The 23,096-nt window shown below is 73.5% G+C and carries 19 protein-coding genes; 6 read left to right on the top strand and 13 right to left on the bottom strand.

Features of this window, described 5'->3' with window-relative positions; translation table 11 throughout:
- Positions 1-10 precede the first annotated feature (10 nt).
- From IGS69_RS27565 to IGS69_RS27555, 3 genes are read right to left on the bottom strand one after another with little or no spacing between them, the layout of a single operon-like run.
- On the bottom strand, positions 11-1,285 hold the full coding sequence (locus IGS69_RS27565; RefSeq protein ID WP_190903176.1) for an ABC transporter substrate-binding protein: 1,275 nt from the start codon (positions 1,283-1,285) through the stop codon (positions 11-13).
- Complete coding sequence (locus IGS69_RS27560) at positions 1,285-2,118, bottom strand: carbohydrate ABC transporter permease (RefSeq protein WP_190903175.1); 834 nt, start codon at positions 2,116-2,118, stop codon at positions 1,285-1,287. Before IGS69_RS27560 ends, IGS69_RS27565 begins: the two co-directional genes overlap by 1 nt.
- Complete coding sequence (locus tag IGS69_RS27555; RefSeq protein ID WP_190903174.1) at positions 2,115-3,077, bottom strand: carbohydrate ABC transporter permease; 963 nt, start codon at positions 3,075-3,077, stop codon at positions 2,115-2,117. Before IGS69_RS27555 ends, IGS69_RS27560 begins: the two co-directional genes overlap by 4 nt.
- A gap of 159 nt (positions 3,078-3,236) precedes the next feature.
- Between IGS69_RS27555 and IGS69_RS27550 the strand changes: the two genes are divergently transcribed.
- A complete protein-coding gene (locus IGS69_RS27550; protein ID WP_190903173.1) occupies positions 3,237-4,100 on the top strand; it encodes a phosphotransferase enzyme family protein in 864 nt (287 codons plus the stop codon).
- A gap of 24 nt (positions 4,101-4,124) precedes the next feature.
- On the opposite strand, the gene IGS69_RS27545 is transcribed toward IGS69_RS27550, so the two are convergent.
- Positions 4,125-4,847 (bottom strand): 3'-5' exonuclease, encoded by a 723-nt coding sequence (locus IGS69_RS27545; RefSeq protein ID WP_190903172.1) that lies wholly within the window; start codon positions 4,845-4,847, stop codon positions 4,125-4,127.
- A 151-nt stretch (positions 4,848-4,998) separates the two neighbouring features.
- Positions 4,999-6,270, bottom strand: coding sequence for an SAV2148 family HEPN domain-containing protein (locus IGS69_RS27540; protein ID WP_190904662.1), 1,272 nt, complete (start codon positions 6,268-6,270; stop codon positions 4,999-5,001).
- A 174-nt stretch (positions 6,271-6,444) separates the two neighbouring features.
- Between IGS69_RS27540 and IGS69_RS35105 the strand changes: the two genes are divergently transcribed.
- Positions 6,445-6,615 carry a hypothetical protein gene (locus tag IGS69_RS35105; RefSeq protein WP_190903171.1) on the top strand — a complete coding sequence of 57 codons (171 nt, stop codon included), beginning with the start codon at positions 6,445-6,447 and terminating at the stop codon, positions 6,613-6,615.
- 77 nt (positions 6,616-6,692) lie between these two features.
- Here IGS69_RS35105 and IGS69_RS35100 read toward each other — a convergent pair whose 3' ends face one another.
- Entirely contained in the window at positions 6,693-6,884 is a 192-nt protein-coding gene (locus IGS69_RS35100) for a hypothetical protein (RefSeq protein ID WP_190903170.1), read from the bottom strand.
- A 235-nt stretch (positions 6,885-7,119) separates the two neighbouring features.
- Between IGS69_RS35100 and glgX the strand changes: the two genes are divergently transcribed.
- The 3 genes from glgX (at position 7,120) to IGS69_RS27515 (ending at position 13,199) form a co-directional block, all read left to right on the top strand.
- On the top strand, positions 7,120-9,294 hold the full coding sequence (gene glgX, locus IGS69_RS27525; protein ID WP_190903169.1) for a glycogen debranching protein GlgX: 2,175 nt from the start codon (positions 7,120-7,122) through the stop codon (positions 9,292-9,294).
- A 106-nt stretch (positions 9,295-9,400) separates the two neighbouring features.
- Positions 9,401-11,770, top strand: coding sequence for a malto-oligosyltrehalose synthase (gene treY / locus IGS69_RS27520; protein WP_190903168.1), 2,370 nt, complete (start codon positions 9,401-9,403; stop codon positions 11,768-11,770).
- A 178-nt stretch (positions 11,771-11,948) separates the two neighbouring features.
- On the top strand, positions 11,949-13,199 hold the full coding sequence (locus IGS69_RS27515; protein WP_190903167.1) for a M14 family zinc carboxypeptidase: 1,251 nt from the start codon (positions 11,949-11,951) through the stop codon (positions 13,197-13,199).
- 21 nt (positions 13,200-13,220) lie between these two features.
- Here IGS69_RS27515 and IGS69_RS27510 read toward each other — a convergent pair whose 3' ends face one another.
- Both IGS69_RS27510 and IGS69_RS27505 read right to left on the bottom strand, forming a co-directional pair.
- The gene (locus tag IGS69_RS27510; protein WP_232543800.1) at positions 13,221-14,552 is read right to left on the bottom strand and encodes a M14 family zinc carboxypeptidase; all 1,332 of its coding nucleotides are present in this window, start codon (positions 14,550-14,552) and stop codon (positions 13,221-13,223) included.
- 177 nt (positions 14,553-14,729) lie between these two features.
- The gene (locus IGS69_RS27505) at positions 14,730-15,281 is read right to left on the bottom strand and encodes a DUF1707 and FHA domain-containing protein (RefSeq protein WP_190903165.1); all 552 of its coding nucleotides are present in this window, start codon (positions 15,279-15,281) and stop codon (positions 14,730-14,732) included.
- A 173-nt stretch (positions 15,282-15,454) separates the two neighbouring features.
- Between IGS69_RS27505 and treZ the strand changes: the two genes are divergently transcribed.
- The gene (gene treZ / locus IGS69_RS27500; protein ID WP_190903164.1) at positions 15,455-17,200 is read left to right on the top strand and encodes a malto-oligosyltrehalose trehalohydrolase; all 1,746 of its coding nucleotides are present in this window, start codon (positions 15,455-15,457) and stop codon (positions 17,198-17,200) included.
- Positions 17,201-17,213: 13 nt separating this feature from the next.
- Here the strand turns inward: treZ and IGS69_RS27495 are convergent, their stop codons facing one another.
- The 5 genes from IGS69_RS27495 to cyc2 form a co-directional block, all read right to left on the bottom strand.
- Positions 17,214-17,465: a hypothetical protein gene (locus tag IGS69_RS27495; protein WP_190903163.1), complete on the bottom strand. Its 252-nt coding sequence runs from the start codon at positions 17,463-17,465 to the stop codon at positions 17,214-17,216.
- A gap of 27 nt (positions 17,466-17,492) precedes the next feature.
- Complete coding sequence (locus IGS69_RS27490) at positions 17,493-18,518, bottom strand: aminoglycoside phosphotransferase family protein (protein WP_190904661.1); 1,026 nt, start codon at positions 18,516-18,518, stop codon at positions 17,493-17,495.
- Positions 18,519-18,564: 46 nt separating this feature from the next.
- Positions 18,565-19,692, bottom strand: coding sequence for an aminopeptidase P family protein (locus IGS69_RS27485; protein ID WP_190903162.1), 1,128 nt, complete (start codon positions 19,690-19,692; stop codon positions 18,565-18,567).
- 332 nt (positions 19,693-20,024) lie between these two features.
- Complete coding sequence (locus IGS69_RS27480) at positions 20,025-20,591, bottom strand: PDZ domain-containing protein (protein WP_190903161.1); 567 nt, start codon at positions 20,589-20,591, stop codon at positions 20,025-20,027.
- 274 nt (positions 20,592-20,865) lie between these two features.
- Positions 20,866-23,061 carry a germacradienol/geosmin synthase Cyc2 gene (gene cyc2, locus IGS69_RS27475; RefSeq protein WP_190903160.1) on the bottom strand — a complete coding sequence of 732 codons (2,196 nt, stop codon included), beginning with the start codon at positions 23,059-23,061 and terminating at the stop codon, positions 20,866-20,868.
- Positions 23,062-23,096: the final 35 nt, after the last annotated feature.

Genomic DNA, 23,096 nt, shown 5'->3' with positions numbered 1-23,096 from the left:
TCCTGGGAGTTCAGCGCTGGTAGCGCGCCAGCACCAGGTTGCCGTCCTCCTCCAGTCGTCGGCCGAGTTCGTCGATGCCGATCGCTCCGCTGTAGTACTCCTGGAGCGCGGGGGTGGCGACCTTGTCCTTCCACTCGGGGTAGCCGCGCACGGACTGGGCCGGTGCCGGTCTCAGGTGCCCGGCGAGGGCCGTGCCGGTGGCCCAGCCGTCCTTCGTCCGGTGCAGGGCGGGGTCCTTCAGCGCCTCGGTGCCGGTGGGGAGCATCCAGTCGCCGAGGGCGAGGCGGACCATGTTCGGCGGCCTGAGGAGGAAGTCGAGGAACTCGGCGGCCTGCTTCTTGTGCGGGCAGTCCTCGGCGATGGAGAGGGTCTGCGGGCTGACGCCCTGGGTGAGTCCGCCGGCCCCCGCCGGGGCGGGCAGCACCTGCCATGCGAAGCCCCTGGGGGCCTGCTGGACGATCTGCTGACGGTAGGAGAAGCCGAGCGGGACCATCGCGTACCGGCCCGCGAAGAAGCCGGGCAGGGTGTCGGAACCACCGCTGCCGAGGGTCGTCGGCGAGGCACTGCGGTCGGTGTTCGCCTGGGCATGGACCGTGCGCGGCACCACTTGGTCGCCCGTCCCGAAGCGCACCGTCACCTTGCCGTCCGGACCCCGGTGGAAGAGTTGCCCGCCCGCCGACAGGGAGAGGTTGAGCGTGGCGGACACGGGTTCCTTCAGCGGCCAGGCGACGCCGTACTTCCCCCGGCCGCTGAGGCGTTCGGTGACCCGGCGGAACTCGGCCCAGCTCCAGGGCTTCGCGGGGGTCGGGATCCGTACGCCGGACGTGCGCAGCCACGTCGCGTTGGCGATGAGCACGCGGGGTTCCTGGAGGAACGGCACGCCGTAGACGCCGTCCCCGAAGGTCGTGGTCTGCCAACTGCGCCGCGGGATGTCCGACTTCAGCCTCGCGGGCAGCAGGCCGGTGAGATCGGCGAGGTAGCCGCCGTAGGCGAAGTCCGCGAGGTCGTCGGAGGCGTCGTGGATGATGTCGGGCGCCTCGCCGCCCTCGAAGGCGGTGAGGAGCTGGTCGTGGACACTGTCCCAGGAGCCCTGGACGTACTCGACCCGGACGTCCGGGTGGGTGGCGTTCCACTCCTCCACCAGGCGCTTGTTGGCCTCGACGGACTCCTCCTGCCAGGCCAGGGACTGGAAGCGCAGGGTGATCCGGCCGTCGTCGCGGGTGCCTCCGGAGGAGCAGCCCGCGAGCAGCAGCAGAAGGACCAGGGCGAGCAGGCGGGCGCGCATCAGCTCTTCACCGCCCCGGTGAGCATGCCGCCCGTGATCCGCCGCTGGATGATCGCGAAGACGACGAGCGAGGGCAGGGTCGCGAGGAACGCCGCCGCCGCGAGCGGGCCGAGGTCGGCGACGCCCTCGGCGCCGATGAAGTGGGTGAGGACCACGGGCAGCGTCTGTTTCTCCGGTGTCTTGAGGAGCACCAGCGCGAAGAAGAACTCGTTCCACGCGGTGATGAACGCGAACAGCGCCGTCGCCACGATGCCCGGGGCGAGCAGCGGGGCCGTCACCGACACCAGCGTCCGCAGCCGGCCGGCCCCGTCGACCGCGGCGGCCTCCTCCAATTCGGGCGGCACGGCCCGCACATACCCGGCGAGCATCCACAGCGCGAAGGGCAGCGCCCACACCACGTACACCAGCACCAGGCCCGGCACGGAGTTGATCAGGCGGAGGTTCTTCAGCACGAGGAACAGCGGGATGATCAGCAGGACGAACGGGAAGGCCTGGCTGACCACCACCCAGCCCGTCACGGCCTTCGCCAGCCGGGTGCGGCGGCGGGCGACGACGTAGGCCATCGGTGTCGCGATCAGCACGGCGATGACCGCCGCCGCGAGCGCCGCGAGCAGGGAGTTGAGGGCCGCCTGCAGCAGCGGCTGTTCGTCGAAGGCCTGCCGGAAGTTGGCGAGAGTGGGGTCCTCCGGGATCCAGGTCGGGTGCAGGCTGCCGAGCTCGCGCGGCGGCTTGAACGCGGTGGAGAGCAGCCAGAGGAACGGGAAGGCGAGGAAGACGAGGTACGCGAGCAGTGCGGTGTACTGGCCGGCGCGGGCCGGTGTGCTGGTCCTCATGCGTCGTCACCTCCCTTGAGCCGGCCGGCGAGGAAGACGGCCAGGGCGATCGAGATCACGGCCACCATCACGCAGCCCATCGCCGCCGCGTAGCCGAACTGTCCGTAGCGGAAGGCCTCTTCGTAGGCGAAGAGCATCGGCAGCCGGGTCCGGCCGCCGGGGCCGCCGCTGGTCAGCACGTAGACCAGGGCGAAGGAGTTGAAGTTCCAGATGAGATTGAGGGCGGTGATGGCGAGGGCGATGGGTTTCAGGGCGGGCCAGGTGACCGTGCGGAAGCGGCGCCAGGGGCCCGCGCCGTCGACCGCCGCCGCCTCGTGCAGTTCGCGTGGGGTGTTCTGCAGCCCGGCGAGCAGCGCCACCGTCGTCTGGGGCATGCCCGCCCAGACGCCGACGAGGATCACGGCGGGCAGCGCGGTCGCCAGTCCGCTGAGCCAGTCCCGGCCGCCGCCCAGGCCGATGTCGCGCAGGGTCTCGTTGAGGATGCCCGCGTCGGGGTTGTAGACGAGCCGCCACATGATGCCGACGACGACCTCGGGCATGGCCCACGGGATGATCGCCAGCGCGCGGGCCAGCCAGCGCAGCCGCAGGTCCTGGTTGAGCAGCAGGGCGAGGCCCAGCGCGAGGAGGAACTGCGGCACGGTGACGCCGACCGCCCACACCAGCCCGATCCGGAACGACTCCCAGAACAGCGTGTCGTGCAGCAGGTCCCGGAAGTTGAGGGCGCCGATCCACTGGGTGGGTGCGGTGCGGCCCGACTGGGCGTCGGTGAAGGCCAGCAGGATCCCGTACAGCAGGGGTCCGACGCTGAGGACGAGGATCGGGATCAGGGCGGGCAGCACCAGGAACCACGCGCCGTGGTCGGCGGCCTGCCGGGGCCGCCTCCCGCCCGTTCCGCGGCCGGCCCTTCTTCTCGGTGGCGAAGGCGGCGAAGGGGGAGAAGCCTCGGTCGCCGTTGTCACGGAATCAGCCCCCTTGCACGCTCGTCCGGCCTGGTCATGCTCGTGAAGGCCATGTGCCTCGTCAAGGCACCGCGTACGCCGCCCGACCTGTGCCGATGCGACACTGGCCGGTGAATGGCCGGAACCCGATGGTCGAAGCACGGACGACGGAGGCGGACGATGGACGAGGCACGCGCGCGGGACGTACTGGCCGCGGCAGGGGTGCTGCCCGGTGCGGTTCGGGAGGCGCGGCTGCTCGCCCTGGGCGAGAACGCCGTGTTCGCCGCCGGTGACCTGGTCGTCAAGGTCGGCCGCGACGCCGAACTCCTGGACCGGGCGCGCCGCGAACTGGACGTAGCGGTGTGGCTCGCCGAGGCGGGCGTGCCGGCGGTGCGGGCGGCCGAGCCGAAGGCGCTGCTGGTCGACGGGCATCCGGTGACGGTGTGGCATCGGCTGCCGGACGCCGTGCGGCCCGCCGAGCCGCGGGATCTGGCCGAACTGCTGCGGGTCGTGCATGCCCTGCCTCTCCCTCCCTTCGCACTCCCGGCCCGCGATCTGCTGGGCGGGGTGGAGCGGTGGCTGCGGCTCGCCGGCGATGCGATCGATCCCGCGGACGCGGCCTACCTGCGCGAGCGGCGGGACGGGTACGCCGCGCAGGCCGCCGCGCTCACGCCGCACCTGCCGCCGGGGCCCATCCACGGGGACGCGCTGCCGCGCAATGTGCACGTCGGACCCGCCGGGCCCGTCCTGGTGGATCTGGAGACGGTGTCCGCGGACTTGCGCGAGCACGATCTCGTGGTGATGGCGTTGTCCCACGACCGGTACGGGTTGCCGGACGAGGCGTACACGTCGTTCACGCAGACCTACGGATGGGACGTGCGCGGATGGGACGGCTGCGGTGTGCTGCGCGGGGCCCGGGAGACGGCCAGTTGTGCGTGGGTCGCCCAGCACGCGCCGAGCAACCCGAAGGCACGGGCCGAGTTCGAGCGGCGGGTGCGGTCCCTGCGGGACGGGGACGAGACCGTGCGGTGGTATCCCTTCTGACCCGCGACCCCGCCCGAAGCCGGCTCAGACGGGCTCGTCCGCCAACTCCCGCAGGGGCCACGTCCCGTCGATGAAGGCGGTCAGGTCCCCCTTGCCGCGCAGGAAGCTCTGGAAGTCCGCCGCCCACTGCGCGTACCACTCGATCTGACGGTGGTGCAGGGCCGCCGGGCCGAGCATCGCGATCTTGGGGTGGCGGTCGGCTATCGCCCCGGCCAGCCGGGCCGCCGCCAGAGCGTCGGCCAGGGCGTCATGGGCGGTGTCGAGGACGACGCCGTACTCGGCGCAGACCGCTTCGAGGTTGCGTTTGCCGCGGCGGTAGCGGTCGACCCAGCGGTCGATGGTGTACGGGTCGATGACCGGCGCCGGGTCCACGCCGCCCAGGCGGTCGCGCAGGGACGGCAGTCCATGGCGCCGCAACTCCGCGGAGAGCAGGGTGAGGTCGAAGGTCGCGTTGTAGGCGACGACCGGCACGCCCGTCTTCCAGTAGGAGGTGAGGACGTCGGCCAGGGCGTCCGCCACCTGGTCGGCCGGTCTGCCCTCGGCCGCCGCGCGCTCGTTGCTGATGCCGTGCACCGCCACCGCGTCCTCGGGGATCGGCACTCCCGGGTCGGCCAGCCACTCCCGGCGCCCGATCGGCTCTCCGCCCCTGACCTCGATCACGGCCCCCGTGACGATGCGCGCCTCGCGCGGATCCGTGCCCGTCGTCTCCAGGTCGAAGCCGATCAGCAGCTCCCGGTGCCAGCCCATGGGCGGTCCCCCTTCTTGTGGTGCGTCCCCCAGTGGTCTCCACCTTCCCATGCACCACTGACAATCGAAGGACCGCGTTCCGGTTACCCCGGCCGGTGTTCCGCTCAGCCCCGGCGGCGGCCCCGACAACCACCGCACACCCGGGCACAGTTCATGACACCGGCCGCGAATCCGCCCACATCACCTCGAACTCCTCGCGGTACGTGGGGAAGAGGCCGCTTTCATCCATGTCGCCCGACTTGACCACCTTGCTGCCGTTGCGCAGCACGAACACCGGTGCCTCCATGCCCCGGGTACGGCGCAGATAGCTCTGCACGACCGCGATGCCGTCCGCCCCGTCGCCGTCCACCAGGTACGCCGTGAAGCGGGGTGTCTCGTCGAAGACCTGGATCTCGAAGGCACCCGGGTCGCGCAGCCGGGCCCGCACCCGGCGCATGTGCAGGATGTTCATCTCGACGGCCCGGCTGAGCTCGCCGCGCTTGATACCGAGCTCCCGCTCGCGGCGCTTGACCGCGCTGGAGGCCGGGTTGAGGAACAGCAGCCGCGCCCGGCAGCCGGACTCGGCCAGCCGCACCAGGCGCCGGCCGGAGAAGTTCTGCACGAGCAGGTTGAGGCCGATGCCGATGGCGTCCAGACGGCGCGCGCCGCCGAAGATGTCCTCGGCCGGGAACTGCCGCATCAGCCGCACCCGGTCCGAGTGCACGGCGACCACGTCGGCGTATCGGTCCCCGACCAGGTCCTCGACGGCGTCGACGGGGAGCCTGCGCGCCGAGGGCACGTCACCGTCCGCGCCGAGCATCTCCAGCAGCCGCGCCGAGGCGCGCTCGGCCTGGTTCAGGACGGCTTCGGACAGGGCCCGGTTGCGGGAGACGACGTTACGGGTGACCTCCAGCTCGTCCAGGGCGAGCTCGACGTCGCGGCGGTCGTCGAAGTAGGGCTCGAAGCAGGGCCAGTGCTGCACCATCAGCTCGCGCAGCTGCGGCAGGGTGAGGAAGGAGAGCACGTTGTCGTCGGCCGGGTCGAGCAGATAGCCCTTGCGACGGCTGACCTCGCGGACCGCGACCGCGCGCTGCACCCACTCCTGGCCGGCCGGCCCCGCGGCGGCCACCACCCAGTCCTCGCCGTGCACGGGTTGGTAGACGGGCCGCAGCACGGCGGCGACGACCGCGCGCAGCCGCTGCTCGACGAGGTTCAGCCAGATGTAGGCCCGGCCGGCCCGCTGGGCGCGGGTGCGCACCTCGCGCCAGGCGTCGGCGTCCCAGTCCAGCTCCGGGCCGATCGAACCCGTCGCGTCCATCGGCCGCGCCAGCGACACGGCACCGGTCGGGACGTCAGTGGAGTTCCCCTCGTGACCCTCGTCACCAGGGGGCAGCTCCCGCCCTCCCGAGCCCACCCGCGCACCGCCTTCCGCTCCCCCGAGCACTCCCCTTGTCAACGATCAAGGAAGGGTACTCCGGGAGCGGTCGGCGGTGCAGCCGGATGGCCACGGTAGTTCTCAACTCCGCGGCCGCCAGTGGCCGTTCTGCCGGCCGGGCCCGGCCGGAGTGAGCGGATTCATAGCGGTGACGTCGCGCGGGGCGATGGAGAAGCCCTGCCAGTGGACGGGCATGGGCTCCGCCGGCGGCAGGCCTTGCTGTCGCCGGCCGGTTCCTTGGCCGGCGCGCCGGGGCGCGTCCGGCCTGCCGGCCTCGTCGGCCCCGGGTTCGGCGAGATCGACGCCGAGCCGCTGCGGGCCGCGATCCCCGTCGGCGCTCTCGCTGCCGCGTAAGGGCTGCTTGCCGAGGGCGATCTTCCCGGCCCGCTTGCCGAGGGCGATCTTCCCGGCCCGCTCCGGCTCGTCGTCGGTCAGCGGGTCGCGGCCCTCGCCCTTCCGTTCCTCGTCGGGGCCGCCTCCACGACGCCCGGCGACACGGCCCGGCCGCCCGCCCCCGCGGCGCCCGCCCGCTGCCGGGCGGACCGGTCCGCCCGGACCCCGCTGTCGTCCGCCCCCGCCGTGCCCGGCAGGGTCACCGCCACCAGCACGGCGGTCCCGGCCACCGCGATGGCGTACCGGCCACCGCCTTCCCCAGGTGGCGGTGCACCAGGGTGCGCACGTCGTCCCCCTACTCCCCCTGGCCCCGGGAGTATGTGTCTGCCCCAATAGTTCGGCATACCGCGTATGCACTGGTCACCCGGTAAGAGGGACATACGTCATAGGAGGTTCCCTCACTTTCGGGGAGACTCGGGACCAAGGCGTCCCCACCGGCGCCGCACACCTGAAAGAGTCGTATCCATGCAGGTCTGGCCTGGCGAGGCGTATCCACTCGGTGCCACGTACGACGGCGCCGGTACCAACTTCGCGGTCTTCACGGAGGCCGCGGACCGAGTAGAGCTGTGTCTGCTGCACGACGACGGCTCGGAGACGGCGATCGAGCTCCGGGAGAGCGACGCGTTCGTGCGGCACGCGTATGTGCCGGGCATCATGCCGGGGCAGCGGTACGGGTTCCGGGTGCACGGCCCGTACGCCCCGGAGCGCGGGCTGCGCTGCAACTCCGCGAAACTGCTGCTCGACCCGTACGCGCGTGCGATCAGCGGTTCGATCCGCTGGGGCGAGGAGGTCTACGGCTACCACTTCGACGATCCCGACCGGCGCAACGATCTCGACTCGGCGCCGCACACGATGACGTCGGTCGTGGTCAACCCCTACTTCGACTGGGGCGACGACCGGCGCCCGCGCACCGAGTACCACCACACGGTGATCTACGAGGCCCATGTCAAGGGCCTCACCATGCGGCACCCGGGCCTCCCGGAGGAGCTGCGCGGCACGTACGCGGCCCTCGCGCACCCGGCGATCATCGAGCACCTCACCGAGCTCGGGGTCACCGCCCTGGAGCTGATGCCCGTACACCAGTTCGTGAACGATCACCGCCTGGTCGACATGGGCCTGAACAACTACTGGGGCTACAACACCATCGGCTTCTTCGCCCCGCACAACGCCTACGCGTCCTGGGGCGACCGGGGCCAGCAGGTGCTGGAGTTCAAGTCGGCGGTCAAGGCGCTGCACGAGGCCGGGATCGAGGTGATCCTCGACGTGGTCTACAACCACACCGCCGAGGGCAACCACCTGGGCCCGACGCTGTCCTTCAAGGGCCTGGACAACTCGCGCTACTACCGGCTCACCGACGACCCCCGCTATTACATGGACACGACCGGGACCGGGAACTCCCTGCTCATGCGGTCCCCGCACGTGCTCCAGCTGATCATGGACTCGCTGCGGTACTGGGTGACGGACATGCATGTCGACGGGTTCCGCTTCGATCTGGCCGCGACGCTTGCCCGGCAGTTCCACGAGGTGGACCGGCTGTCGTCGTTCTTCGACCTGGTGCAGCAGGACCCGGTGGTCTCGCAGGTGAAGCTGATCGCCGAGCCGTGGGACGTCGGCGAGGGCGGCTACCAGGTGGGCAACTTCCCGCCGCTGTGGACCGAGTGGAACGGCAAGTACCGGGACACCGTGCGCGACCTGTGGCGGGGCGAGCAGCGCACCCTCGCGGAGTTCGCCTCGCGGCTGACCGGCTCGTCCGACCTGTACCAGGACGACGGGCGCCGCCCGCTGGCCTCGATCAACTTCGTGACCTGCCACGACGGCTTCCCGCTGCACGACCTGGTGTCCTACAACGACAAGCACAACGAGGCCAACGGCGAGGACAACCGGGACGGCGAGAGCCACAACCGCTCCTGGAACTGCGGGGTCGAGGGCGAGACCGACGACCCGGACGTGCTGCGGCTGCGCGCCCGGCAGATGCGGAACTTCATCGCGACGCTGATGCTGTCCCAGGGCGTGCCCATGATCAGCCACGGCGACGAGTTCGCCCGCACCCAGCGCGGCAACAACAACGCCTACTGCCAGGACAACGAGCTGGCCTGGGTCGAGTGGCCGCAGGAGGAGGACGCACGGGGCGAGGACGCCCAGGGCGGGGACGCGAAGGACTCGGACACGCCGGGCGGGCCGAGCAGGGAGCTGCTGGGCTTCACGCGCGCGATGGTGTGGCTGCGCCGCAACCACCCGGTCTTCCGCCGGCGGCGCTTCTTCCACGGCCGGCCCGTGGAGGGCACGCACGACGACCTGTCCGACATCGCCTGGTTCACCCCGGACGGCCGGGAGATGACCCAGCGGGACTGGGACTCGGCGCAGGCGTCGGCGCTGACCGTGTTCCTCAACGGCAACGCGATCTCCGAGCCGGGCCCGCGCGGGGAGCGCATCAGCGACGACTCGTTCCTGCTGATGTTCAACGCCTCGCCGAAACCGCTGGAGTTCGTGATCCCGGTCAACCACGGGCGGCAGTGGGAGGTCGTGGTCGACACGGCCCTCCCGGCCGGCGTCCCCTCGGAGACCGGCCCGAAGGTGCAGGCCGGGGACCGGCTGACCCTGCCGGACCGGAGCATGACGGTGCTCCAGCGGCCGGTCTGACCGCCCAGCGCGTGCGCGTCGCCCGGAAGCCACCCGTCCGGGCGACGCGCGGCGCACCTGGCGCGGGGGATGACACGAACGGCGGCCGGGCGGGTACGTACGTTCCATGACACCTGAGCGACCTGACCCGGTGGTGCCCACGGCCACGTACCGGCTGCAGCTGCAGCCCGAGTTCCCGTTCGGAGCAGCCGCGGCCGTCGTGCCGTACCTGGCGTCGCTCGGCGTCTCGCACCTGCATCTGTCCCCCGTCCTGGAGGCCGTGCCGGGCTCGACGCACGGCTACGACGTCGTCGACCACGCGCGCGTGCGCGAGGAACTGGGCGGCGAGGAGGGGCTGCGGGCACTGGCGCGCACCGCGCGCGAGCACGGGCTCGGCCTGGTGGTGGACATCGTCCCGAACCACATGGCCATGGCCCCCCGTCACAACCGCGCCCTGTGGGAGGTGCTCCGCGAGGGCCCGAAGTCGCCGTACGCCCGGTGGTTCGACATCGACTGGGAGGCGCAGGACGGCCAGGTGCTGCTGCCGGTCCTCGGCGGGCCGCTGGGCGAGGTGCTCGACGAGCTGCGCGTCGACGGTGACGTGCTGCGCTACCACGACCACGTCCTGCCGCTGCGCGAGGGCACCGAGGACCTGCCGCTGCCGCATCTGCTGGACGCGCAGTGGTACCGCCCGGTGTGGTGGCGGCTGGCCCGGACCGAGCTCAACTACCGGCGGTTCTTCAGCATCTCGGAGCTCATCGGGGTGCGGGTGGAGGACCCGGAGGTGTTCGAGGCCACCCACGACACGATCCTCCGGCTGCTGCACGAGGGCGTGATCGACGGCCTGCGCATCGACCACCCCGACGGGCTCGCGGATCCCGACGGCTACCTGGCCAGGCTGCACGAGGCGACCGGGGGCCGCTGGACGGTGGTGGAGAAGATCCTGGCCGACGGTGAGCACCTGCCGGCGTCCTGGCCGGTGGCGGGAACCACCGGGTACGACGCCCTGCGGCACGTGGACGGGGTCTTCACGGACCCCGCCGGGTTCGGGGAGCTGCTGGGGCAGTACCGGCGCTTCGCGGCCCCGCAGACGGACCGGGGCGGGCAGTGGGAGGCGACGGTGCGGCGGGCGGCGTACAAGGTCCTCACGCACGAGCTGGCCACCGAGACCGACCGGCTGACGCGGGTGGCGAGCCGGCTGTGCGCCTCCTCCCCGGAGCCGGCCCTGCGCGACCGCGCCCCCTGGGCACTGCGCACGGCGCTCCAGGAGCTCCTGGTACGGATGGAGGTCTACCGGCCCTACGAGTCCGCCGACGCGGCGTCCGTGGTCACCGAGGAGGCCGCAGCCGAGGCCCGGCAGGCCTTCGCCGTGCCCGAGGAGGCCGGTGCGGTGGACGTCGTACGGGACCTGGTGCTGGGGCGGTACGGCGACGGTCCCGCGCAGCTGGAGTTCCGGACGCGGTTCGCGCAGACCTCGTCGGCGCTGCGGGCCAAGTCCGTGGAGGACACCGCGTTCTACCGGTACGTGCCCCTGCTGTCGGCGACCGAGGTGGGCGGGAATCCGGGGGCTCCCGCGCTGTCGCCGGAGGAGTTCCACGCGTACTGCGCGCGCGTGCAGCGCGACTGGCCGGTGACCGGCACGGTCGCCACCACGCACGACACCAAGCGCAGCGCGGACGTCCGGGCGGCGCTGCACGTGCTCACCGAGTGCCCGCACCGCTGGGCGGACGTGCTCGCGGACGTGACCCGCACCGGGGAGGGGGTGCCGGACGCGCAGCTGGCGTGGGCGGCCTGGCAGACGGTGTTCGGCCTGGGCCCGGCCTCCGGGGTGCGGGAGCGGGTGCAGGGGGCGCTGCTGAAGCATGTGCGGGAGGCGGGCCTGTACACCAGCTGGACCGAGCAGGAGCCGCCGTACGAGGAGGCGGTGGAGCGGTTCGTGGCGGCCGGGCCGTGCGGGGCGCCGGGTGAGCGGATCGCCGCGTTCCGCCAGTCGCTGGCGCCCCACATCCGGGCGAACGTGCTGGGCACGGCCCTGGTGCAGCTGACGATGCCGGGCGTCCCGGACGTCTACCAGGGCACGGAGGCCGAGTACCGGGCGCTGGTCGACCCGGACAACCGGCGGGCGGTGGACTTCCCGCCCGCGGAGTCCGGCGGCACGTCCGGGGAGAAGGCGGCGGTGACGCGGGCGGCGCTGGGACTGCGGGCCCGGCGGCCCGGCGCCTTCGGCGACACGGCGACGTACCAGGCGCTGCCGGCCGAGGGACCGGCGGCTCAGCACTGCCTGGCGTTCGCCCGCTCCGGTGAGGTGCTGACGGCCGTGACCCGACTGTCCCTGCGGCTCGCGGAGGCGGGCGGCTGGGGGGACACGCGCCTGCCGCTGCCGCCCGGCCGGTGGGCGGACGTGCTGGAGCCGGGCCGGGAGTTCTCGGGGCACGCGCGCGTGGCGGAGCTGTTCGCGGGGATGCCGGTGGCGTTGCTGGAGAGGGTGGGCGACTAGGGCGGGATGGCCGGCCGGTGGTGTCCGAGGCCCTGGTGGGAGGCGGCCGCGCCCGGTGCGGCGCCTGCCCCGGCGGCCAATGCTTCCGGGCGCCCCGGCCGGCTCCCCGGTCGCGCCCTTGACACCGCCCCATGGCCGTGGGGTACTGCGATGGCGAACTCGGGCGGATGTGACGGGGGTGAGTGTCCTGCCGGAGCTGCGCTACCCGACGGTGACCGAACAGGTTTCTGCCGCCCGGGCGTTGACCGCTCAGCGCCCCGGCGTGTGCGCCCTGCGGCAGGTGGGTGCCTCACGCGCGGGCAGGCCTCTGCACCTGCTGTCCGTGGGCCGGGCCCGCCGTGCCGTACTGGTGGTGGCCGGCGCCCACGCCAACGAGCCGACCGGCTCCTGCACTCTGCTCGCGCTCGCCCGGCGGGTCCTGCAGCAGCGGGAGTTGCGCGACGGCATCTCCTGGCACTTCCTGCTGTGCGCGGACCCCGACGGGGCGAGCCTGCACGTCACGCCGGCGCCGCGCAGTCTCTTCGACTACCACCTCGGCTTCTTCCGGCCTGCGGGCCCGGAGCAGCCCGAGTGGGCGCCGTCCGTGCTGCCGCCGGACCGGCTGCCGCCCGAGACCCGGGCCCTGACGGGCGTCATCGACGAACTGCGCCCCTACCTCCAGGTCACGCTGCACGGCACGGACCTGGGCGGCAGCTGGGTGCAGCTGACGAGGGACGTGCCCGGGCTCGCCGAGCCGTTCGCCAAGTCCGCCGCCGAGCTGCACATCCCGGTGGAGACCGGCGCGTCGGACGCCGCGGGCTGGCCCGCCTCCGGGCCGGGCGTCCATGTGATGCCCGCGCCGGGGATCGGGCCGGCGTACCCCAGCCTGCCGGACGACGCGCGGCACAGCACCTGGTTCCACGCCCACCGTTACGGCGGGCTGACCGCGGTCGTCGAGGTGCCGATGTGGGCGAGCGACCTGGTCGACGACCCGGCTCCGCATCCGGCTCCGGCGGCCGCGATCGGGCTGCTGGCGCGCCGGCTGCAGCGGGACGCGCTGGAGGTGTCACGCGTGCTGGAAGGCGTGCTGCCCCGGCTGGCGGAGCTGGACGGGCCGTTGCTGCGGGCCGCCCGGTGGGGGCTGGAGCTGGTGCCGGGCCTGGCCTCGGACCTGCTCCACACGCCGCCCGCCGACCGCACCCGGGCGTATGTCGGCAGCGTGGACGCGTTCGCGCGCCGCGTGCCGCTGCGGGCGGCGGCCATGCTGCTGCGGGTGCTGCGCGGGACCGACGACGCGGCGGCGAAACAGCTCGAGGAGCTCGTCTCGACCTGGAGCGACGCTTTCGCGGAGCGTTTCCGCGCCCGCTGGGTGCCCTTGGAGCACCAGGTGGAGCACCAGTCCCGCACGGTCGTCGCGGCGGCGCTGCACGCGCGCGAGAGGGCCTGGTAGCCGGCGTCCCCGTCCGGTTCCTCAGTCCTGTTGCAGCGGCACGGGCCGGCCCGGACCCGGGCACGCGCGCGTGTGCCGCCCGGCCAGCTCGAACGCGGCGAGCACCACCCGGGCCTGGTACTCCGCCTGGCGGGCCACCGGGATCCAGCGCGCCCCACAGGCGTCGCGGTACTCGGCGCACCACTGGTCGATGAGCCGGTCCAGCTCCGGCAGCACCCCGCCGGGGTCGCGGCCGGCGGCCCGGACGAGCTGGTGCAGCAGTCCCGCCGTGCGCAGCGCGAGCCGCCGCGCGGAGATGCGCAGGGCGACCAGGTGGGCGGTGCTCAGGGCCGGGAGGGGATGGCCCGGGCTGTCGCCGGTGTCGGGGTCCCAGGCGTCGGCGAGGCCGGGGCAGACCAGGAGGTAGTCGTCGACCGGGGCGAGCAGGCGGGCGGCGTCGGGCGTGGTGGCGAGGTGCGGCCGGATCCGGGCCAGCACGTGCCGCAGGAGGCCCGTGTCGTGGCGCAGGCTGCGGCTGACGGCCCGGAGCACGGCGTCCCGGTCCGCGGGCGGGGAGCCGTCCGCCACGGCCGTCACGCCCCACATGGGCGCCTCGACGACCGCGGTGACGGTGCCGTGTTGGTAAGGGTGGTACCACGTGGACTCGACGGCGGCCTCCGTCATGGCCGCGACGAGACCGGCCCGGCGCGGCGGCGGGATCCGGTAGACGGCGGGTCCGAGGCCGGGCCAGTACAGGGCGTCGTACGCGCCGAGTTCGCGGGGGATGCCGAGCCGGGCGGCGATGTGGGCGAGGCGCCGGTCGAGGCCGGGCAGGTCGTGGGTGAGTTCCACGAAGCCGCCGCCGATGTCGACGCCGTGCAGGGAGCACTGGAGGAACGGGCGCAGTTCGTCCTGGAGGCCGAGCAGGGCGCGGGTCTCCGGCAGGGCGGCGCCGGCCGCGCCGTCGGGCAGCCACTCGGGCTGCTCCAGGAAGCCGGGCCGGAAGAAGTGACGGACGTACCGGCCGAGCGTGTAGGGGCCGGACAGCCAGCCCTCGTTGCGGCGCGAGCCGTCCGGGTCGAGGCACAGCAGCAGGTTCCAGGTGGCGTCCGCGCCCTCGGTGAGCCGTGGGTCGGCCAGGGCCCGCTCGGCCAGGCGGAGCACGGTGGCGCCGCCCACCGGTTCGTTGGCGTGCGGGCCGGCGACGACCAGGGCCTGGCGGCTGCCGTGGCCGACGGAGAGCAGCCACAGGGGGGTGCCCGCGCGGGAGGTGCCGACCTGGCGCAGCCGGGCGTCACGGGGGTGGCGGGCGGCGAGGGCGGCGGCCCGGGCGCCCAGTTCGTCGACGGTCGGGTAGCGCAGCAGGGGCGGCAGGGCACACCTCCCCGAATGCGGTGCCGTCGGTTCACCAAAAGTAGATGGCGTACGCACAGTCAGTCACGACTTCAGGGGTACGTCAACACCGTGGGCGGCAACGGGATTTCGGCCAGGGCTCCGGGACCGGCTTTCGGTAACCCCCAGGCCAGAGGTGAGGCGTGGCTCGGTTTCCGGTCAGCCGTCGGACAGCCGGAACGTCATCCGGCCGAAGCCGACCTGGTCGCCCTCGCGGACGATCGCCGCGCCGACGACGCGCCTGCCGTTCACCGTCGTGCCGTTGGTGGAGCCGAGGTCGCGCAGGACCCACATGCCGCCCTGGTGACGGAGTTCGGCGTGCACGCGGGAGACTGTCTCGTGGTTGAGGCGCAGTCCGCTGGCGGGGTCGCGGCCTATGCGCAGCGGATGGCCGTGCGACGGGTGGGGCAGTTGCAGCTTGGGCAGCCGCTCGGCCTGCCAGGCCCTGCGCAGCCGTACGGAGAAGCCGGAGACGGCCTCGACGGTGCCGAACACCAGGCGCGAGAGGCGGCTCTCGGTGCGCAGGTCGGCGGTGAGCGCGGCGAGTTCGTCCGGGCGGCGGGCGGCGAGCGCCAGCTCCATGCGGTGGACGAAGGTGTCGTGGGAGAGGCGGCCCACGGCGACGCCGTCCCGCAGCACCTTCAGCACCCGGTCCCGCTCCGCGTCGGAGAGCCGCGCGGGGAACGTGTTGAACTCGAAGGACGACGTCACGCTGGTGATTGTCGGGCAGCGCGGCCGGGCTGTCCAGAAAACGGGAAATCGGCCGCCCCGCGCGCGTACCCGGGTAGACCCGCCGCAAATGGGTGGATGCACCAGCGGATTGATCTCTTTTGACGCACCATGGACGGGCTACATCACGGTGAGCAGACGAAGGGGAACCGTCCGTGCAGTTCGAGGTGTGGGCACCACAGGCCGACCGTGTGACGCTCCGGTGCGACGACGTCACACACGCGCTGGAGCGTGATCCGGAACGGGCGGGGTGGTGGCGGGGTGAGGCCGAGGCGCGCGAGGGATCCCGGTACGGCTTCGCGGTGGACGACGGGCCGGTGCTGCCCGATCCGCGGTCGCGGCGGCAGCCGGACGGCCCGGACGGGCTGAGCGCGGTCGTCGACCACGAGCGGTACGCGTGGCGCGCGAGGTGGCGGGGGCGTCCGCTGCCCGGAGCGGTGCTGTACGAGCTGCACGTGGGGACGTACACGCCCGAGGGCACCCTGGACGCGGCCGCCGAGCGGCTCGGCCATCTCGCCGAACTCGGCGTCACGCATGTGCAGCTGATGCCCCTGTGCCCCTTCCCCGGCACGCACGGCTGGGGCTACGAGGGTGTCTCGCTGTGGGCGGTGCACGAGCCGTACGGCGGCCCCGAGGCGCTGAAACGCTTCGTCGACCGGGCACACGAACTCGGCCTCGGAGTGGTGCTCGACGTGGTGCACAACCACTTCGGGCCGTCCGGCAACTACCTGCCCGTCTTCGGCCCGTACCTGACGGACACCCACCACACGCCCTGGGGCGCCGCGGTCAATCTGGACGCGCCGGGCTCGGACGAGGTGCGCGCGTTCCTGATCGGCAGCGCGCTGGCCTGGCTGCGCGACTACCGGATCGACGGGCTGCGCCTGGACGCGGTGCACGCGCTGGTGGACACCCGCGCGTACCACTTCCTGGAGGAGCTGTCGCAGGCCGTGGACTCCCTGGCGGCCGAGACGGACCGGCCGCTGTTCCTGATCGCCGAGTCGGACCTGAACGACCCGCGGCTCATCACCTCCCGCGCCGAGGGCGGCCTCGGGCTGCACGCGCAGTGGAACGACGACTTCCACCACGCCCTGCACACCACGCTGACCGGCGAGTCGCAGGGTTACTACGCCGACTTCGCGCGCGCCCGGCTCGGCGGGCTCGCCAAGACCCTGACCGGCGGCTACTTCCACGACGGGTCGTACTCCAGCTTCCGGGAGCGCCACCACGGGCGCCCGCTGGACCGCACGCGGGTGGCCGGGCACCGGCTGCTCGGCTACGGCCAGACCCACGACCAGGTCGGCAACCGCGCCCAGGGGGACCGGCTTTCGGCCCTCCTCTCCCCCGGGCTGCTGGCGTGCGCGGCCACGCTGATCCTGACGGCGCCCTTCACACCGATGCTCTTCATGGGCGAGGAGTGGGCGGCGGGCACGCCCTGGCAGTTCTTCACCGACCACACCGACCCGGAGCTCGCGGACGCCGTACGGCGGGGCAGGCGGCGGGAGTTCGCCGCGCACGGCTGGAAGGAGGAGGACGTGCCCGACCCGCAGGACCCGGCGACCCGGGACCGCTCCTGCCTCGACTGGTCCGAGCCGGAACGCGAGCCCCATGCGCGCATGCTGGCCTGGTACCGGCAGCTCCTCGCCCTGCGTCACGAGCAGCCGGATCTGACCGACCCCGACCTCGCCGACACCAAGGTGGCCTTCGACGAGGAGCGCCGCTGGATCGCCTTCCGGCGCGGGGACGTCCTGGTGGCGGTGAACCTGGCCGCCGAGCCGGCCGTGCTGCCGCTCGGCGTGCCCCACGCGCGCGTGCTGGCCGCGTGGGGGCCGGTGGACAAGCCCGGGGCGGACGGGGTCGTGCGACTGCCCGGGGAGTCGGCCGTGGTACTCGCCCAGGACTGAGCGGCTCGGGGCGTCAGCGGAGTCTCGCGTCCGGTGCCTCGATCACGGGCGCGAGGACCGCGGGGCTCGCGCTGCGGGCGCCGTCCACGGCGGTGACGACGGCGATGACGTCGCCCTGGGGTGACGACGGCGATGACGTCGCCGTGGCGTGACGACGGCGGTGCGGACCGGCCGGGGCGCGCCGCCGCCGGGCGTGACGGCGACGGACACGCTCCTCGCCGACGCCTCGCAGGGCTGCTCCCCCGGCCTCACCGGCCGGGCGCACCGGCCGGGGCCGAGGTCGGACGGCCCGTCACAGGGCGTCGTCCGCCTCCCCCAGGTCCGTCACCCGTTCCAGCAGGATCGGCTCCCAGGCGCGGCGCAGCCGGGTCCGCAGCAGGCCGGCGTCCTTGCCGGTGAGGTTCTCGGCGAGGTGGACGACGGTGTCGCAGCGGGCGAGCCACAGGCCGCGCAGGCAGGGGCGGGCGCCGTAGCCGGCGAGGGTGGCGGCGCGTACGGCGGCGGGTGAGCCGACGGCGAGCGCGAGGCCCGCGATGTCCTCGGCCGGGTCGCCGACGACCGCGCCGGCCCAGCCCAGCACGCCGCGCACCCGCCCGTCGGCGCTGACCACCAGGTGCCCGCCCGTGAGGCTGTGGTGGGTGAGGACCGCCGAGGCGGGCTGGGCGGCGAGCTGGGACGCGGCGGGCGGGGTCAGCTGGTTCAGGCGTGTGGCGTCGAACTCGTCGGCTGCGGCCAGGCGTTCGGCGGCGCGTACGGCGGCCCGGCGCAGTGCCTCCAGGGAGCGCGGCGCGGCGCGCGGCACTCCGAGCGTCTCGGCCTGCCGGACCGGCACTTCGCGCAGACCCGTGAGGAGCGCGGCGAGGTCGGCCTCGCCGACGGCGGACACGTCGTGGTCCTCCCCCGAGCCGCCGGGCACCTTGGTGTCCAGGGTGTAGCTCAGCCCGGGGGCCCACTCGCCGTGCGCGACGCTGGTGGGCACCGCCGCCGGGACGTGCGGGCGGACGAGGTCGCGCAGGCGCAGTTCGCGGCGCTGGCGCACGGTGGCCTCCCGGTCGGGTGCGAGCCGCAGCACATGACGGGTGCCGACCCACCAGGTGACGGGATCGGCGCCCGGGCCCGCGGGCCGGACGTCGGGGCCGGAGCCGCTCCCGCCCGTCCGGGGCTCCTTGCCGCCGCGGCCCTCCCGGGCGAGCTCGGTGCCCTCGGTGCCTTCGGAGTCCTTGGAGTCCTTGCCGTTCTTGCCTTGCTTGGCGTCCTTGAGGAGGGACAGGACCAGCCGGCGGACGGTGTCCGCGGTGGGTGTGGGTGCCTGGGTCATGGTCGTGCCGTTGCCGTTCGGGAGGCGAGCTGGGGACATCGGGGCCTCACTCCACTATGACCAGCTCGCGCGCGGTGGTGTTCAGGCGCCGCCCGCCGTCCCCGGTGACGGTCACGATGTCCTCGATGCGGACGCCGAACCGGCCGGGCAGGTAGATGCCGGGTTCCACGGAGAAGCACATGCCGGGCACGAGGGGCCGCTCCTCGCCCTCGATCATGTACGGCGGTTCGTGGGTGGTGACGCCGATGCCGTGTCCGGTGCGGTGGATGAAGTACTCGCCGTAGCCGGCGGCGGCGATGACCTCGCGGGCGGCCCGGTCGACGTCCTGGCAGGCGGCGCCGGGGCGCACGGCGCGGAAGCCGGCCTCCTGGGCCTCGCGCACGATGTCGTGCACGCGCCGCTCCTCGTCGGTGGGCTCGCCGACGTGGACCGTGCGGGAGGTGTCGGAGCCGTAGCCGTCCCGCAGTCCGCCGAAGTCGAGGACGACCATGTCGCCGCGGGCGATGACGCGGTCGCCGGCCTCGTGGTGCGGGTTGGCGCCGTTGGGGCCCGAGGCGACGATGGTGAAGTCGACCTGCTCGTGGCCGTGCCGGCGCAGCAGCCGGTCGAGGTCCGCGGCCACCTCGGACTCCCGGCGCCCGGTGAAGGGGACGTTCCGGATCTCCTCGAACGTGGCGTCGGCGGCGGCTCCGGCGGCGGCCATGAGGTCCAGCTCCGCCGCGTCCTTGACGGCCCGCAGCATCGGCAGAGCCTCGGTGAGCGAGGCGTAGGAGCTGCGGGGCATCGCCTGCTGGAGAGCCAGCAGGTGCAGGGCCCAGGCGTTGTCGCTGACGCCGAACCGGCCCGAGGCGTCGAGGAGGGCGGCGGTGGCGGCGTAGGGGTCCTTGCCGTCGGTCCAGTCGCGCAGGGTCAGGGCAGCCGCGCCGGCGGCGCGGCGCGCGTCCGGGGCCTCCAGGGCGGGGACGACGAGCACGGGGTCCTGCCCGGCGGCCAGGACCAGCAGGGTGAGCCGCTCGGTGACCGCGGGGGGCGTGTAGCCGGTGAGCCACACCAGGTCCGGGCCCGGAGCCACCAGCAGGCCCGCCAGACCGGCGTCGGCGGCCGTCCGCGCGGCGCGCTCCATGCGGGCCCGGTAGTCGTCGGCGGTGAAGGACGCGGCCGTGCTTCCGGTCATCCGGGCCTCCCAGGACGGGCGAAGGGGCTACGGGCAGCATCCTGCCCGGACCGAGGGGGCGGCGCGAGCCGTCCGCGGGCATTCACCCCGGCAACCTGACCGGCGGCAGCGGCTCGCCCCAGCGTTACACCTCATGCATAGATGCATTTTTCCATCACACGGTGATCGAGGGGGTGTACGACGGTGCTGGTACTCGCGGCACGCAGCGGGAGTACGAGGAGCAGGCCCGAGCAGAGCGCCGGCCGGGAGGCGCCGCCCGGGCTCGCCTTCACGTCCTGGACGACTCGGGGCGGCTCACCGGTCACTTCCGCGTGGTGCCGTGAGGGCGCGCCTCACGCGGCGACGGCCGGCACGAGGGTCAGCTGCTCGTAGCCGCCGCTGCGGTGGCGGACCGTCAGCCGGACCTCGGCGCCCGGGCGGGCGCGGGCGACGGCCCTGACGAGATCGGCGGCGGTGTCGATCCGGGTCGTGCCGAAGGCCAGGACGACGTCGCCGCGCACCAGACCGGCGGCCTGCGCGGGCCCGGGGACGTGCAGTCCCACGACCACGGCCCCCGGCTTGCGGGCGTCCATGACCTGCACGCCGAGCGTCGCGGCGGCGGGCGCGGAGGGTGCCGCGGCGGCGGGCGTGGGGCCGGGCGGCGAGGGTGTGTGCTGCCACCCTCGCGGGTCGAAGCGCCCGCCCTTGGCGAGCACCGCGGTGCCCATCGTCCCGAGGCCGATCCCGGAGAGCACCAGGACCGCACCGGCGAACCCGGCGAGCAGGACGTTCAGGAGCCGCCGCCCCCGTCGCCGCGCGGCGTGCGGACGGGGCCGCGTCGGGCCGGACCCCGTCACCGGCGCGGCCCCCTCGGGCTCCCGGCCCGGCATCGGCTTGGGTCGCAGCGCTGTCTGTTCCATGGCTCGCCTCCGGATGGTACCGATCGCCTCCGGCGGATCCCGGAACGATCACGGCAGGTGCTCTACCCGGCGCACCGTCGGCCGACGAGCCACGAACGAGTGAGACTGACCGGGGCCCGGCGCGGTCAGGGATCAGCCGGTGCGGCCCTCCCCGTGACCCCCGTGCGCGCCGTCGAACGTCCCCATGACGCGCGGCATCCGGTTCCCGGGCACCCTGAGGACGTCCTTCCAGCCGCGCTCGTCAGGCGCGAGTGGTGCGTGGGAAAGCGCCGCCTCAGCGGAGTGCGGGCACGGGCACGGCCGGTGGGCGGTCCGGGAGGAAGCCGTGGGTGCGGCGGGACAGCCACTCGGCCTTGTAGCGGTCCACTTCGCGGTGCCAGTGGAGGATGCCGGACATCCAGTTCCGCAGGTCCGCCACATACGTCGCCATGGCCGCGCGCGCCTGCTTCGTGAGCCGGAAGTCGTCGTACAGGAGGGGCAGTTCGTGCTCGACGACGTGCTGGAACTGGCGCAGGCGCTGGCTCATCAGGTCGTGCACGATGCCGAGCCCGGTCGGGTAGTCGCAGCCGAAGAAGGTCTGTACGACGAGGATCGCGTTGTGGATCTCGCCCTCGAACTCGATCTCCTTCTGGTACGAGAAGACGTCGTTGACGAGGCACCCGAAGTCCATCGCGGCGTTCTCCAGGGAGCGGACCGGGCCGCTGCGGTAGACCTCGGGCGGGACGGCCGGGCCGTGTCCCTGCCGGCACAGGTTCAGGGTGAGTTCGGAGCCGAAGGTCGCCCTGCGCATCTCCAGGTAGTCGACCGGGTCGGGCACCCGGTTGAGGACCTGGTTGGACAGCTCCCACACCCAGCTCTCGGTCATGACGTTCACCGCGTGCTTGAGCGTCTGCCGCGCCTCGGGCGCCATCCGGGCGGTGGTGCGCGCCCACAGGTCGGCCAGGCCGCGCTCCATGGCGTTGGCCGGGGGCGGCGCAGCGCCGTCGACGGGCATGCAGTCGGACAGGCGGGCCGTGGTCAGCCGGGCGGCGGCGAGGTCCCGGCGGTGGCCGTACACCAGGGGGTAGTAGTCGTCGCCGTAGGTGCCCCAGGCGAGCCACTGCGCGCTGAGGCCGAGGGCCTCGGGTGTGGCGTCCGGGTCGAGACCGGCCGAGCAGAGGGCGAGGTCGTAGGCGCGGAGCTTGTCCTCGTCCCAGACGCCCTCGGCGAGGAGGCCCATGCGGTCCGCCCAGTCGCGCAGACCGCGGCGGGCGTGGTCCATGTGCGGGCTGAGCCGCAGCGGGAACGGCATGGGGATGTCGGGGATCCGCGACGGCCCGACCTTCTGGTACGGCACGTGCGTGTGGGAGCGCAGCCTCCCCCGCTGCCCGGAAGGCGCGGGAGCTGCCCCCATGGCCCCGGCCGTCGCGAGCAGGGCGCGCACGTCGGCGGCCGAGGTGCCGATGCCGGTGCATCCCGGCCAGGGGCGCCCGCCGCGCGCCGCGTTCTCGTTCATGTAGCGGCTGGAGCGCAGATGCCATTCGTGGCCGCCGGACTGCCAGTCCTGCAGTCCCTTCGTGTACGCCGCCACGGCCGCGACCTCGTCCGCCCGGAGCCCCTTCTCCAGGGCCACCGCGGGCACTTCGGTGAACGCCGTGTGCTCGAACTGGTGGAGGCGGGAGGTCAGGACGTCGTTGACGGTGTCGGCGGCCTCCTGGGTGGTGCAGCCGAAGAAGGTCTCCAGGACCAGCACGCCGTTGCTGTTCTCCCCCTCGTCCTCGACCTCGCGCTGGTAGGAGAACAGGTCGTTGCGCAGGTGCACGGCGTCGGAGAACGTCTCCATCAGCACCCTGAGCGGCCTGGTCCCCGCGACGGCGGCGGGCACTTCGGCGGTCGCGAACTCCACGAGCCCCGCCGACCAGGGGGCACCGCCGACCTTGCGGCGCATCTCGATGTACTCGACGGGGTTGGCGATCCGCCCCTCGTCGATGTTGGACAGCTCCCACATCGACTCGTTGAGGAGGTGCTCGGTGGCCACCGCGAAGCGGCGGCGCCAGTCCTCGGACATCACCGGCACCGTGCGCGCCCACAGATCGGCGAGGCCCGCCTCGACCGGGTTCCGCGGCTCCGGCACGGCAGCGAACAGGTCCGGCGGCATGAACAGCGCCAGCCGGTCCAGGTGCGCCTTGCCGGCGACGCGGTCCGGGTTGCGCTTGTACATCTCCAGGAAGTGGTCGTCGAAGAAGAAGACCCACACGTACCAGTCGGTGATCAGGGACAGGGCGGGGCCGTCGCAGTCGGGGTGGGTGTAGGCGCACAGCAGGCCGTAGTCGTGCGCGTCCAGGTCGGCTTGCTCCCAGACGCCGGAGCCCTCCAGCATGCCCATCTCGCGCGCCCACGCGGTCGAATGGGCCCGGGCCTCGTCGACATGCGGGTTGAGCCGCGCGGGATGCGGCAGGTAGAAGTGCGGGAGTTCGAACGGCTGCGTCATGGCCGGGCCCTACCCGGCGCCCCGCGGCGGCATCC

Source organism: Streptomyces tuirus, assembly GCF_014701095.1.
Classification (GTDB): domain Bacteria; phylum Actinomycetota; class Actinomycetes; order Streptomycetales; family Streptomycetaceae; genus Streptomyces; species Streptomyces tuirus.
Note: the sequence above shows the minus strand (reverse complement) of the source record. Positions and strands in the feature narration are given on the sequence as shown.

Coding starts and splice junctions, on each gene's coding strand:
- IGS69_RS27490 (WP_190904661.1), bottom strand. CDS start 18,518: ATGACCCAGGCACCCACACCCACCGCGGACACCGTCCGCCGGCTGGTC.
- cyc2 (WP_190903160.1), bottom strand. CDS start 23,061: ATGACGCAGCCGTTCGAACTCCCGCACTTCTACCTGCCGCATCCCGCG.
- glgX (WP_190903169.1), top strand. CDS start 7,120: ATGCAGGTCTGGCCTGGCGAGGCGTATCCACTCGGTGCCACGTACGAC.
- IGS69_RS27545 (WP_190903172.1), bottom strand. CDS start 4,847: ATGGGCTGGCACCGGGAGCTGCTGATCGGCTTCGACCTGGAGACGACG.
- IGS69_RS27565 (WP_190903176.1), bottom strand. CDS start 1,285: ATGCGCGCCCGCCTGCTCGCCCTGGTCCTTCTGCTGCTGCTCGCGGGC.
- treY (WP_190903168.1), top strand. CDS start 9,401: ATGACACCTGAGCGACCTGACCCGGTGGTGCCCACGGCCACGTACCGG.
- IGS69_RS27560 (WP_190903175.1), bottom strand. CDS start 2,118: ATGAGGACCAGCACACCGGCCCGCGCCGGCCAGTACACCGCACTGCTC.
- IGS69_RS27485 (WP_190903162.1), bottom strand. CDS start 19,692: ATGACCGGAAGCACGGCCGCGTCCTTCACCGCCGACGACTACCGGGCC.
- IGS69_RS27550 (WP_190903173.1), top strand. CDS start 3,237: ATGGACGAGGCACGCGCGCGGGACGTACTGGCCGCGGCAGGGGTGCTG.
- IGS69_RS27480 (WP_190903161.1), bottom strand. CDS start 20,591: ATGGAACAGACAGCGCTGCGACCCAAGCCGATGCCGGGCCGGGAGCCC.